This window comes from Oceanirhabdus seepicola (assembly GCF_023684385.1).
Taxonomy (GTDB): domain Bacteria; phylum Bacillota; class Clostridia; order Clostridiales; family Clostridiaceae; genus Oceanirhabdus; species Oceanirhabdus seepicola.
The window spans coordinates 240,885-253,883 of sequence record NZ_JAGSOJ010000002.1; the positions used below are offsets into that span (position 1 = coordinate 240,885).

The following is a 12,999-nucleotide window of genomic DNA, read 5'->3' on the forward strand; positions in this document are numbered from 1 at the left end:
ATAAAAAAATAACAAGGGAAAGATGACACAAAATAGACTAGCATACTGACTACTTATTTATTTGAATATGCCTTAAGGTAAAGGGGATTTCAATATGAATGTTAATACACAATATGCAGTTGATATGATGAAAAAATATTTAGAAATTCCAAGTCCATCTGGATACACAATGGAAGCTATAAAAGAGGTAAAGAAAGATTTTGAGGAGTTTGGACTTGAGACATGCATAACAAACAAAGGTGCTCTTATAGCTACAATGAGAGGGCAAGATGATGAAGAACATGTGATGATAACAGCTCATATAGATACATTAGGCGGTATGGTTAAGGAGATAATGTCTGATGGTAAGCTTAAATATTTCAGAGTAGGTGGAGGATGTTGGAATGCTGTAGAGGGAGAAAATTGTACAGTTATAACTAGACAGGGTAAGAAGATAAGAGGAGCTATTATACCTACAGTTGCTTCTTCACATGTAAATGGACTTAAAGCGTACGAGAGCAAAAGAGATGATGCTCTTATGAGAGTAAGACTTGATGAGAAAGTATTCAACAAGGAAGATGTTAAAGCTCTTGGAATAAATGTTGGTGATTTTATTGTTATGGATACAAGAACAGAGATAACAGATAATGGATTCATAAAAACTAGATATATAGATAATAAATCTGCAGTAGGTATGGTACTTGAGATATGTAGATATATGAGAGAGAATGGTATGAAGCCAAAGAACACAACTCATTTCTTCATAAGTAATTATGAAGAATGTGGACATGGAGTAGCTGGTGTTCCACCTAAGACAAAAGAGGTTATTGCAATTGATATTGGAACAGTTGGACCAGGTCAGGAGTCTAGTGAATATGCAGTAAGTATCGCAGCTAGGGACAATAAAACTCCATATGATTTTGGATTTAGAAATAGATTGGTTAATATTGCAGAAGAAAATGACATAGACTATAAAGTGGATGTATACAATAGTTATTCATCAGATGCAACGCAATTAATGCACAGTTCAATAGATATTAATTTTGCTTGTGTGGGTCCAGGTGTGGATGCAACACATCATTACGAGCGAACTCATACTGATGCTATTGGAAACACCATAAAACTTTTAATAAATTATTTGAAATAAGCTTTGTTTTAAATAGCTTCAAGGGGTATATGGAGATATGCGATGAAGAATAGAAAAGAGAGTGTTATTTCCAATGAAGGAGTGAGTAATATGGGGGAGATTATATTAAGAGAACCTTCTTTAGACGAGTTTGAAGCTGTACAGGAAGTTTTCCAGGATGTATGGGATATGCATATAATGCGAGAGACATATGCAGCACAAATATATAATAAAAATGCTTCCATTATAGGGGCGTATTTAGATGGAGAGATTATAGGGGTTATCTCAAGTTTTATGTCAGTAAATAAACGTGGCAAGAAAAGATGGGAAATTGATCTTATAGCAGTTAAAAAATCGGTTCAAGGAAAAGGAATAGGGACTCGACTTGTTCAAGAATCGCTTAAAAGAGGAGAAGCTCTTGAAGGAGATTATGCAAGGGCACTTATAAGAATAGGGAATATAGGCAGTCAAAAGGCATTTGAGATATCTGGTTTCAAAAAACAAGAAGGTATTTATAACCTTATATTATGGGAAACATGGAGTTTTAAAGAGAAGTTGAGAGAGGTTCAGGATATAACATATCTGCCTATGGAAACATTATCATATAGAGGATTATGGATTGAAGATTTATTTTCAAGAAAGAGAAGTCATGATGAGTATAAAATGGCTATAAATTATGCACAGCAACTTGCGAAAAATGAAAAAAGAGATAATACAGGGGCTACAATACTAAAAGAAGATGTGGATAAATTACCTAGAAGTATTGTAAAACAATCGGCTAATCATGGAAAGTATAATTGGTGGACGGTCGATCTAAAAGCGTAATGGAGAATGGATAATGTATAATGGAGAATGATGGACATTTCTCTTCGAGAAATTTTAATTGTATTGGTCTTTGGACAATAGAAGGTTACTCGTTTCATTTTGGATGAAACATTGGACTTGAAATAAGATAATTTATTTAAAGATAAAATGAGTAAAATTACTTTGTCCTATTATGTATTTCTTATAAAATTTTTCATTAGGATTTGTTTTTATAGTAATAATGGCTTATATTTAAAAAGTAAAAAGGTTGGCGACAATTTAGTGTCGTCAACTTTTTTATTTTAAAGGTTTAATTGTGAGGGGATATTAGACAATATTGTTGTATATCAAGTACAATATTTTATCACAGATAAAATGAGTAAAATAATCTTGTCTAAAGAACAATAAGATGTAGTTTCTGAGTTATCAGAAACATCCACCATTATACATTATCCATTATCAATTATCCATTTGTTTTAGGGGTTTTTATCACGTACACGTTTGTTCCAGTATTATTGATTGTATCAAGTATATCCGAAGCTCTGTAGAATCTATCCTTTCCCTTATACGAACCATCATCATATTGTTCATAAAGAGAGTGTGGATCATATGCTGTGAAATATAGAGAATTATCTATTTGGGCAAATCCTTTAATTATTATGTAGTGATCCTTACCATAATAATAAATACCTTTATGAGATTTCATATTAGTTTCATGAGCAATGTTTTCAGGGTTAATCTTTAAAATCAATATATAGCCCTCATTTAAATTATGTGTTATCAACTCTTCAGTGACATTTATAGGAGTATATATGCTATATTCGCTATAAACTGAAATGGCATCTTTTACGCTCTCATCGGTTAACATATCATTTTCACCAAACATATAGATTGGCCTATGTTTGAAATCTTGCTTATTAGAATATAGCCAATCTAGCATCATTAGAATAGTGTGATGAGCACCGTTTGAATAGTATTCATCCTCTAGAGTATCAATTCCTCTATACCAGTCCATAGATATATCATTTTGTTTAGAAAATAGAACTTTTTCTCCAAGCATATAATTTTTGCAGATTTCATCTGTAATCATATTTTTAAGCACACATTCCTCTGATAGGAATATATATTCTAAAGAAAACGTTGCAAGTTTCTCGTTAAAATTGAGAGAAATTTTTTTGGGAGAGAAATCTTCTATTGAGTGAATTAAAGAAGTAATAGATGAATTAGATTTTGAATCCCACACCTTTTGAAAAATTTTATTTTTATAAATTAAGAAATTGATTTCAAAATATAAGGTTTCACCATAAATAGAAAAAAGTTCACATTCAGAATAAGCACCTCTGAATGAAATACGAGTAGTGATGCCCTTAGTTTTTTCTATGTTATTTAAAACTAGAAAAAGATTACCACCATGAGCATCGGTATAATGCCATTCTGAGCCAATTGGTGTTGTCTGGAGCATGAATTTCTTTGATAAAATATCATCAGAAATAGTACTCGTAGTATTTGTATTAAAGGCTTCTACTACTGTATCGTTAATATTGACATAAGAATATGTGGTTAAATTACTAAAGAAACAAATAAATAAAAGTAATGATAAAAAATAAATTATTTTTTTCTTATTCATAAAAAACTCCCTTCAATGATTCAAAAAATATTTTTGGTTAAAGTTACATTTAACCATTTGAATAAATAAACTTGTGAACTAGAATATCTATATTATCTATATGTTAGATATAAAAAGAATAAAACTTGATTTATAACAAATAATACATAATGGTACATCTAAAATTGTGAGGAGATGAAAATTATGAAGGTGAGATTAGGCTATGTGTGTATAGCACTAAGGCTACCGAAGGTTACATCATCTAGTACAGTTACTTATAGAATATATTCAAGTATAGTTAATGAGCAGGAAAGATTAAATAAGTTAAAGCGTGTTACATTATCAAATCTCGATGATCTTACTAAAATACTAAAATACAATATAAAGAATAATATTCATTTTTATAGAATTACATCAAAACTTATTCCACTGGCAACTCATCCAGAGGTTGAAAACTGGGATTACAGAAATATTTTTGATCGAGATTTTCAAATTATAGGAGAGCTGATAAAATCGTGCGGAATAAGAGTTGATACTCATCCAGATCAATTTAATGTAATTAATAGTAATAAAGAAGATGTATTTGAAAGTACCAAGAGAAATCTTATGTACCATGTTAATTTTTTTGAAGATATTAATTATGAACATGGTAAAATGGTAATTCATGTAGGAGGTTCCCAAGGAGGAAAAGAAAAGGCACTTGAGAGATTCAAGGTGAATTTTGAAAGATTACCTAGTGAAGTAAAAAATAGATTGATATTAGAAAATGATGATAAAATATTCACAGCAGAAGATACCTTAGGCTTATGTGAGGAATTAAAATTACCAATGGTTCTAGATGTTCATCACTATAATTGTAAACATGGTGATGAAAATTTAGAAGATATTCTTGATAGAATAATAAATACATGGGAAGGGGAATTTTATAATCCTAAATTTCATTTTTCAAGTCCAAAAGAAGGAGGGTTAGACAAGAAACATGCTGACTTTATTGATGGTGAAGCTTTTATTAAGTTTATTGAACAATGTGCTATAATCGGTAAGGATATTGATATAATGCTAGAGGCTAAGAAAAAAGATTTGGCATTGTATGATTTAGCATTTTATATAAAACAAAATAGGCCACAATGGAATTGGATAGATACATCAACTTTTGAGGTACTATAGGAGTGATTTAGTGAAGAAAAAAATATTTATGATGCTTCTCGCAGTTTTCATACTTGTATTCTATGAAACAACTTTTGGTAAGTCTGATGATCTGAGAATAAAATTCCCTGACAAGTACGTAATAAAAAATGGAGATAGTTTTGAAATTAAAATATTAGAGAATAATTCGAGTGGATATACTTGGGCGGTAGCAATAAGGGATAAAGAAACAGTACAACTAGTTGGAGAAGAAAATAAGCACCATAAAAAGAACGAAAAAGGAGCGGATAAATTACATATTTTTAAATTTAAAGGAATGAAAAAAGGAGAAACAATGATTACCTTTACCTTAGAAAGGAGAGGGGAAAAGAAAGAACCTATTAAGTTAAAGACAATGATTGTAAAAGTAATGTAAAATAGGAATATAAATATAAATATAAATGATAAAAATGTAATATTTTAGGGTGTAATTAGTGTATAGATATGTTATTATATAGTAAACGTATTTATATGCTTTTTTTTACTATAATTATAATTATGATTATAATAAAAAACAGCATTGGACAACTTGTGTTTAGAAATAAGTTGTTTTTTTAGCAATAAGTAAATAATCTACGAAAAAAGAGCAGGAATGTGGGGATATTTCCTGAAGTACTAAGGAGGGTGAATTTATGGAAGAAAGAAAAGTATCTTCAAATCATTTGAAAACAAATGATATAGTATTAAGAATATTTAAATTTGCAATTGTACTTTTAATAATTGATTTAGTGATAGTTTTTATACGGGATAAAGGCGTTGATTTATCATTTAAAAGAGGGCTTGTATATGCTCAATTATTGGTATTTGCTATACCTTTAATACTTGAAAAGACTCTGAAGAATAAGGAAAATTTTAAATACATAATGGTTGCATGCGCAATGACAGCTTCTTTTTGTATGTATATATCATCAGGAATAATAGCAGTTCTGACATGGGTAGTACCTATACTATTTGCCACTTTATATATTGATGGTAAGCTGCTAAAAGGAACTATAATAAGTACTATACCATTAATGGCTATTGGGATTATATTGAATACGAAGGTGTTCCCAAATACAATAATGATGAATAACTTAAGTGATGCTTTTAAGTATACGACATTTTATGTTATACAGCTTATTGTCATAGGTGGAGTTAGTTATCTGTCATGGAAACAATTTATTGAGTTGTTAAAAGAAAATGACAATAATATGATAACAATAAAAAATGTCCTTGAATCCAATAAGACCTATGCTGAGGGGTTTGTTGGAGATGTTGAGGTTTTAAATAATAATATAACACTGGCTAATGAGGCAATTTCAGAGATAACTACCTCAACAGAAGAGATGGTTAATAAATCACAAGATTTCGTGAAATATATTTCAAATACAGAAAATACAGTAGATAGTATTGAAGAATTTATTAGAGAAACACAAGGTAAAATGGGGTCGATTATGGAGAGTAGCTTCAAAGTTACTTCATCTTCAGAGGAGAATAAGGAAAAATTATTAAAGATTACTGAAGAAATAGATAAGACAAGCACACAAGCAGCTAAGAGTTCAGAAGCTGTTAAAAATTTAATAAAGAGGAACGGGGAAATTGAAGAAGCTGTACAAGCTATAGGAGATATTTCAAAGCAAACTAATCTACTTGCCTTAAATGCATCTATTGAGGCAGCACGTTCTGGTGATGCAGGAAGAGGATTTGCTGTGGTTGCTGAGGAGATAAAGAAATTATCATCACAATCAGAAGAGGCAGCTAATAAGATAGGTGAAATAATAAGTCATATAACAAAGGATATTTCAAAAGTTGATGATACAATTAAAGGTAGTAATAATATAATAGAGAATAATTCGCAGCTTATAAAAGAAAGTGTTAGTAGTTTTGATCTTATGTTTAAAGCTCAGAATGATATCATAAAGAATATTGAGGATAGTAGTTATATGATTGCCAATTTAAATGGCAGTGGAGAAGAGATAAAAGTGAATGTAGATAATTTAAGAGAAGTACATAATGGTAATCATAATACCATTATGGAAATTTCAGCACTAAGTGAGGAGATGAATGCTTCATTTGCTGAAATAGCTGAATATACGGGGAATATCAATAATAGTGCACAACGTTTAAAAATGAATAATTAGGATACTCTAAATACAGCAAATAGATTCAAAACAATATAATGTAATTCTGTGATAAACTCAGGATGAATCCAAGGATTCATCCTTTTTAATTTTTTACTCAACAAAATTTTTATAAAATAAAGTGTTGACTTTAACACTTTTAGGTGTTAAAGTATTATACAAGCAGTCACAATATAAGGACTAATTCAAAAAAAACTATGAAGGAGATATAATCATGAGAAATTTATTTACATCATATTATTTTAAAAATGAATATTTTTATTTTATGTAGATGGCTTGTTTCTCTAAGTGTTATATTTTTATATATAATATAGATACAGGCCGTGCAGAATGGAAAATCTGTAGGGCCTGTATCTATATGGTGTTGTATTATGTTTATACGACCTTGTAGGTATTTTCCTAAATACTTACAAGGTCTTTTGTTTTATAAAAAAATATAAATGTATTAAGGATTATGAAAGGGAGTGAAGACTATGTCAAAAAGAGAAAAATTTTCAGGGAGAATTGGATTTATACTTGCATGTATTGGGTCAGCTATTGGTCTTGGGAACGTTTGGATGTTCTCATGGAGATTGGGGCAGTACGGGGGATCAGCATTTTTAATTCCTTATTTTTTATTTTTAGCTATATTGGTACCAATAGGACTTATGGGAGAATTCGCTATTGGAAGGAAGATGAAAGGGGGATCTTTTAAAGCTTACAATGTAATATTAGAAAAGCTTCCATCTGGATTAAGAAATACTATTTCAGCAATCCCAACCTTAGGGGTTGTAGGGATATTTCTATTTTATGCAATTGTAACTGGGTGGATTATAAGATATTTCTTTGCTTATGTAACAGGAAAAATGAATGAAGTAGCTAATATTTCAGATTATTTTGAGGGATTTATTGGGACAAGTGATAGTATCATTTGGCATGGTATAGCTCTATTAATAGTTGTGCTAATAGTTTCACTTGGTGTTTCTAAAGGGATAGAGAAAATCAATAAGATTATGATGCCATTATTGTTTATTATATTAATTGGAATTATGATTAGATCTTTAAGCTTAGAAGGTGCTATGGAAGGTGTAAAGTACTTACTTATTCCCAAATGGGATATGTTGTTAAAACCCATGACTTGGATTATGGCACTTGGACAAGCATTCTTCACAGTATCACTTAATGGTTGTGCTATGGTGGTTTATGGAAGTTACCTTGAGGAAGAAGTTGATGTTGTCAATGCAACAAAACAGATTATTATTTTTGATACAATAGCTGCGTTGTTATCAGCTTTTGTTATTATTCCAGCAGCATTTGCTTTTGGACTAGACCCACAAGCAGGACCAACATTATTGTTTATTACTGTACCATCGATATTCAGTAGTATGCCTGGAGGAACTATATTTGGAATATTGTTCTTTGCAGGAATAATATTTGCAGCAGTTTCATCAGCTATAAATATGTTAGAAGTACCAGTTGAGGTTCTAAAAAATAATTTCAATATTTCTAGAAAGAAAGCTGCTATAGGAGTGACTATTATTGTTTTCATATTAGGAATACCATTGGATTTGAATATGAATTTATTTGGTATGGTAGCAGATATTAGTAGCGTATATATAGCTCCTTTGGGAGCTGTAATAGGAGCTATTTGTATATACTGGATATATGGTACTAAGAATATATTACCTGAGATTAATAAGGGTGCAGCTAAAAAGCAAGGAAAAATATTTGAATTGGCAGCTAAGTATTTCTTTGTTCCATTCTCAATAATAATATTAATATTAGGAATTCTTCTTGGTGGAATTGGTTAGTAAATTCTACCAAGAAGTAGAGAATTTTATAAGAAAGATAGATTATATTGTCCTTACTTAATTTGTAGTCTTAAGAGTTTCAGGCATTGAAAAAGTCAAAGGTCAAGGAACAAGGCGAACGAGCAGCGGAACGTACGAATTATGTACTTGAGCAGCGCAGAGAGCCTTAGTGACGCCGAGATGGGGCTTTTTCAATAGCCTGACCACTGCAAAGTGGTAAACATAGATTGTAATGTGCTATAATAATAATGAAAAAAATATGAAAATTATTATTATATTGGAGGTAAATTCAATGAAACCTGTGGATATCAATTGGAGTGAGTTAGGATTTAACTATATCAAGACCGATTTTAGATATGTTTCTCATTGGAAAGATGGAAAATGGGATGAAGGGAAATTAGTTGAAGATAATAAGATTGCTATTAGTGAATCAGCTACAGCACTTCATTATGGACAGCAATGTTTCGAGGGATTAAAAGCGTATAGAACTAAAGAGGGGAAAATACAGCTTTTTAGACCAGATCAGAATGCTAAGAGAATGAATAGTAGTTGTAGAAGAATATTAATGCCAGAAATTTCAGAAGAACAATTTATAGATGCATGTAAACAAGTAGTTAAAGCTAATGAAGCATATGTACCACCTTATGGAAGTGGAGCAACTTTTTATTTAAGACCATTTCTTATAGGAGTAGGTGACAATCTAGGCGTAAAAGCAGCTCCAGAATTTAAATTTGTGGTATTCGGAGTTCCAGTAGGTCCATACTTTAAGGGTGGAATGGCTCCAGTTAACTTTATGATTGCTGAGTATGATAGAGCGGCACCATATGGAACAGGTGCAGCAAAAGTTGGTGGAAACTATGCTGGAAGTTTATTAGCTCATAAAATAGCAAAAGATAGAGGATTCGCAGATGCTATATACCTTGATCCTCAAACGCACACTAAAATTGAAGAAGTAGGTGCAGCAAATTTCTTTGGTATTACAGCTGATAATGAATTCATTACTCCTAAATCAGAATCAATACTTCCAAGTATAACAAAATATTCTCTAATGCATATTGCTGAGAATTATTTAAGTTTGAAGGTAAAAGAAGAAGATGTATTTGTAGATAAATTAGATAGATTTATAGAGGCAGGGGCATGTGGAACTGCTGCAGTTATTACGCCAATTGGTGGAATAGAGTATAATGAAAAATTACATGTATTCCATAGTGAAACTGAAGTTGGACCAGTAACACGAAAACTTTACGATATACTTTCAGGAATTCAATTTGGAGAGGTTGAAGGACCAGAAGGTTGGATAGTTGAAGTGAAATAAGGAATTTTAAATTAAAAAATAGAGTGTCATCAGTTGATGACACTCTATTTCTTTTTTTCTTTATTATTGATTTGATATATTGGTCCAAAGAGAAGTTATGTACTCTTTAACATTATCATTAAATGTATAATCATTTTCAATCAGTAATTTTTTGAAGTTACTTAGTTCTTTTACAGCAAGGTTATTTTTATTCGACAAATCAATATTTTCAATAAATAATTTAAATTCATCAGAAGTATACTCACTATCAACTGGAATATTTCTTATAGGTCCATTCATCAGAAGTGTTCCCATATAAACATAATAACGATATTCCACAATATTATACCTAGGAGAATTATGATACTTGTCCATAAAATTAGCTGCATTTTTAGCTCTCTCGAATTGTTCTTCAAGAGATAAAACAGGGGCTCCATCTGAGTAAGAAGGTTCGTTAGATTCAATACTCATCAATTCGAAATAAGATTTGATATCTTCATCAATATAGTTTGAGTATATATTATAGGCTGAATAATCTATAATTGCATCATAATTACCTTCAGTTACATATAATTTAAAATGGGAATTTAAAATATCTGTAACTATTGATTTAAGATTTTCATTTTCGATTCTATCAACATTATCTAGAGTGATATTATCATAATTATATGTATCTATAAGAATATTATCATTTTCACCTGAATGAAGTTGTTCATTAATTAATATGAAGCTGTCCCTTTGAACTATCTCTAATAAAAGAACTAAATCTGTAGCATTTTTAGTAGATAAATATTGAATATTTTCATTTAAATAAGTTACCAGCTCAGATGTTTTTTTATTTTCTATAACATATTGATTGAATAGATTAACTATTTCATTTTGATCATCATCTGATTTCTTTTTCAAATCATCTGGAACTTTGATTGTGTTAACAACTTTATTTTTTTTTGAATTTTTTGAGTTATCTTGTGGTGAATTTTTAGAAGCGCATCCTACCAATGTGCCGCTTGCAATCATAGCAGATAAAACAATACACAATAATTTTTTTTTCATTTTAACCTCCAAAGTACGTTTCATACGCCTAATCTAAAATATTATATAGTATATATAATAAGAATACATAAATTTAGATGAGTTTTCAAGAAAGTTCAATGATTCTTGATAAAATGTTAAAAAATTGAAAGATAATAAATTTTAATATAGTGTGGGATTTTTTGAAAGTATAGTACGATTTAAAGAGCATAAAAACAAATAAGAACTAAATATGTTATAATATAGAAAAGAATATGGGAATTATAGTTTTTCGAGAAAGATAGTGCTATAGGAGGGGTAAATATGAAGTTTTTAGGCAATTATAATTCTTGGAAAAGATTCTCTGAAGAGATGAATGGTGAGTTTCAAGAGAAAAGCAATGAATTCAATATGACTAACATTTCATTTAAGATAGATGGAGATGAAGTAATATATAAAATTGATAAAATTCATAATAATATTTTACCAAAATTTGAAACCAATGTTAAAATGGAATTAGATTATAAGAAAATCTTAAATCTTAGATTGTATTTAAAAAAAACAACTAGGAGATTAAGTCATAAGGAAAACGAAATCGATGGCATTGGAGAGGTTAAAATATCAGATTCGCAGTTTAATGAAAGATTCAAGATATATACAAATAATGTGCAATATGCAAGAGGAATGATGAACAAAAGTGTTATCAAAAGATTGATAATTGGAATACCAATTAATAAATTATCAATTGAAACTATAGAAAAAAAGATACATATATGCATGTATACAAAAGGAGCCGTTAAAAACATAGAAACTTTAAGAAAAATGTATTATCTTATTATAGAAATATTAGGTAGCATACAAGAAATTTAATATTTTTTAGAAGAAGTTGCGAATTATTGCAACTTTTTATATTTCTAAAGCGTCTATATAGTAAGAATGTTTTACAGGAGATGATTATATGGTAAAAAATATGGTTCCTACATTGTTGTTTTCATTATTTATAGTAGTCTTTTCTGCACTAACTATAAATTATTTTATTTCGGTTTTATGTTAAGAGTCATCGTTGATAAAAATCACGATGGCTCTTATTTTTTGAGCTTTTATTCTTTAAAAAATTCCAAAAGAACATTATAAGAGGATAAGCTATTCTATATATCTTCAGCATCTGTCACAACGATTAAAATAAAAAACAGGCAAATTAGTGTTTACGCATATGGATATTTATGGTAATATATATGTAAAGCTAGCTTAACATTAATTGAATATCAATATATTTTTTTGAGTTACATGTAAAGGAAACTTAACATTGCAGAAATGGGAAAAATTTTTTTGTTTTGAATGTAAAGGAAACTTAACATGATGAGAGGAGGGGAGAGAAAAAATTGAAAAATAGAGTTAAAGAACTCAGAGAAAATAACAGTATAACACAAGATAAATTAGGTGAGATGGTGGGAGTTTCAAGAATAACTATTATATCTCTTGAGAAGGGGAAGTATAACCCGTCAATTATGTTGGCATATAAGATTGCTAAGATATTTAATTTAACTATAGAAGAAGTTTTTTTATTTGAGGGGTAAGCATGGGGAAATAATTATTTATAAAGGAGAATTAATTATATGAAAAGTTACAAAAAATTAAATACAAGGAATAAAATACAGTCACTGCTATTTGCATTATTTGGGGTTTGTGCTATTGTATCAACTTATTTATTTGATCCAATTGGCGAAAAGCGATTGGTTACGTCAATAGGTTATGGTGCTACAGCAATGGGAATTATTATGTTCCTAATGTATACTTTTGGAAAGAATAATAAAAAAATTAAGGACACTACTATAGCAGAGAATGATGAAATGAGCGCTGATATAAGAGGAAAGGCTGCATATAGTTCCTATTGGCCCACGTATACAGTTTTAATGATAAGTATAATTATTGTTCAATATGTTACTATATCTGTAACAAACTATATATTAATATTATTAGTGGTATTTCCAGTTATTTATGTTGTAAATCTATTTAGAGTAGGATCAAAATATTAGTAATACTAGACAACCGTCCCCGTGTTACATGTTGAGTATTGTTATTTT

The 12,999-nt window shown here is 29.7% G+C and carries 12 protein-coding genes; 10 read left to right on the top strand and 2 right to left on the bottom strand.

The genetic code is table 11. The features are described 5' to 3' along the window. The first annotated feature begins 94 nt into the window (after positions 1-94). Together KDK92_RS08795 and KDK92_RS08800 are read left to right on the top strand one after the other, a co-directional pair. Positions 95-1,126: a M42 family metallopeptidase gene (locus tag KDK92_RS08795; protein WP_250858862.1), complete on the top strand. Its 1,032-nt coding sequence runs from the start codon at positions 95-97 to the stop codon at positions 1,124-1,126. Between the two features lie 42 nt (positions 1,127-1,168). Continuing rightward, positions 1,169-1,930 carry a GNAT family N-acetyltransferase gene (locus KDK92_RS08800; protein WP_250858863.1) on the top strand — a complete coding sequence of 254 codons (762 nt, stop codon included), beginning with the start codon at positions 1,169-1,171 and terminating at the stop codon, positions 1,928-1,930. A 442-nt stretch (positions 1,931-2,372) separates the two neighbouring features. On the opposite strand, the gene KDK92_RS08805 is transcribed toward KDK92_RS08800, so the two are convergent. Continuing rightward, entirely contained in the window at positions 2,373-3,536 is a 1,164-nt protein-coding gene (locus tag KDK92_RS08805) for a hypothetical protein (RefSeq protein WP_250858864.1), read from the bottom strand. 183 nt (positions 3,537-3,719) lie between these two features. On the opposite strand from KDK92_RS08805, the gene uvsE reads away from it, so the two are divergent. The 5 genes from uvsE to KDK92_RS08830 all read left to right on the top strand — a co-directional run bounded on the left by uvsE (position 3,720) and on the right by KDK92_RS08830 (position 9,925). After that, positions 3,720-4,682 (top strand): UV DNA damage repair endonuclease UvsE, encoded by a 963-nt coding sequence (uvsE, locus tag KDK92_RS08810; RefSeq protein ID WP_250858865.1) that lies wholly within the window; start codon positions 3,720-3,722, stop codon positions 4,680-4,682. A 10-nt stretch (positions 4,683-4,692) separates the two neighbouring features. Beyond that, on the top strand, positions 4,693-5,076 hold the full coding sequence (locus KDK92_RS08815) for a protease inhibitor I42 family protein (RefSeq protein ID WP_250858866.1): 384 nt from the start codon (positions 4,693-4,695) through the stop codon (positions 5,074-5,076). A 256-nt stretch (positions 5,077-5,332) separates the two neighbouring features. After that, complete coding sequence (locus tag KDK92_RS08820) at positions 5,333-6,820, top strand: methyl-accepting chemotaxis protein (RefSeq protein ID WP_250858867.1); 1,488 nt, start codon at positions 5,333-5,335, stop codon at positions 6,818-6,820. 473 nt (positions 6,821-7,293) lie between these two features. Further along, entirely contained in the window at positions 7,294-8,610 is a 1,317-nt protein-coding gene (locus tag KDK92_RS08825) for a sodium-dependent transporter (protein ID WP_250858868.1), read from the top strand. Positions 8,611-8,902: 292 nt separating this feature from the next. After that, positions 8,903-9,925, top strand: a complete 1,023-nt coding sequence (locus KDK92_RS08830; protein WP_250858869.1) for a branched-chain amino acid aminotransferase — start codon at positions 8,903-8,905, stop codon at positions 9,923-9,925. A 63-nt stretch (positions 9,926-9,988) separates the two neighbouring features. On the opposite strand, the gene KDK92_RS08835 is transcribed toward KDK92_RS08830, so the two are convergent. Further along, complete coding sequence (locus tag KDK92_RS08835) at positions 9,989-10,957, bottom strand: hypothetical protein (RefSeq protein ID WP_250858870.1); 969 nt, start codon at positions 10,955-10,957, stop codon at positions 9,989-9,991. 282 nt (positions 10,958-11,239) lie between these two features. On the opposite strand from KDK92_RS08835, the gene KDK92_RS08840 reads away from it, so the two are divergent. The 3 genes from KDK92_RS08840 (at position 11,240) to KDK92_RS08850 (ending at position 12,951) form a co-directional block, all read left to right on the top strand. Then, complete coding sequence (locus tag KDK92_RS08840) at positions 11,240-11,785, top strand: DUF3137 domain-containing protein (protein ID WP_250858871.1); 546 nt, start codon at positions 11,240-11,242, stop codon at positions 11,783-11,785. A 512-nt stretch (positions 11,786-12,297) separates the two neighbouring features. Further along, positions 12,298-12,492, top strand: a complete 195-nt coding sequence (locus KDK92_RS08845; RefSeq protein ID WP_250858872.1) for a helix-turn-helix transcriptional regulator — start codon at positions 12,298-12,300, stop codon at positions 12,490-12,492. Positions 12,493-12,531: 39 nt separating this feature from the next. Then, on the top strand, positions 12,532-12,951 hold the full coding sequence (locus tag KDK92_RS08850; protein WP_250858873.1) for a hypothetical protein: 420 nt from the start codon (positions 12,532-12,534) through the stop codon (positions 12,949-12,951). Positions 12,952-12,999 lie beyond the last annotated feature (48 nt).

What these genes read in the sequence shown, in the direction of transcription:
- KDK92_RS08795 (WP_250858862.1), top strand. Translation starts at nt 95, where the DNA reads ATGAATGTTAATACACAATATGCAGTTGATATGATGAAAAAATATTTA.
- KDK92_RS08800 (WP_250858863.1), top strand. Translation starts at nt 1,169, where the DNA reads ATGAAGAATAGAAAAGAGAGTGTTATTTCCAATGAAGGAGTGAGTAAT.
- KDK92_RS08805 (WP_250858864.1), bottom strand. Translation starts at nt 3,536, where the DNA reads ATGAATAAGAAAAAAATAATTTATTTTTTATCATTACTTTTATTTATT.
- uvsE (WP_250858865.1), top strand. Translation starts at nt 3,720, where the DNA reads ATGAAGGTGAGATTAGGCTATGTGTGTATAGCACTAAGGCTACCGAAG.
- KDK92_RS08820 (WP_250858867.1), top strand. Translation starts at nt 5,333, where the DNA reads ATGGAAGAAAGAAAAGTATCTTCAAATCATTTGAAAACAAATGATATA.
- KDK92_RS08825 (WP_250858868.1), top strand. Translation starts at nt 7,294, where the DNA reads ATGTCAAAAAGAGAAAAATTTTCAGGGAGAATTGGATTTATACTTGCA.
- KDK92_RS08830 (WP_250858869.1), top strand. Translation starts at nt 8,903, where the DNA reads ATGAAACCTGTGGATATCAATTGGAGTGAGTTAGGATTTAACTATATC.
- KDK92_RS08835 (WP_250858870.1), bottom strand. Translation starts at nt 10,957, where the DNA reads ATGAAAAAAAAATTATTGTGTATTGTTTTATCTGCTATGATTGCAAGC.
- KDK92_RS08840 (WP_250858871.1), top strand. Translation starts at nt 11,240, where the DNA reads ATGAAGTTTTTAGGCAATTATAATTCTTGGAAAAGATTCTCTGAAGAG.
- KDK92_RS08850 (WP_250858873.1), top strand. Translation starts at nt 12,532, where the DNA reads ATGAAAAGTTACAAAAAATTAAATACAAGGAATAAAATACAGTCACTG.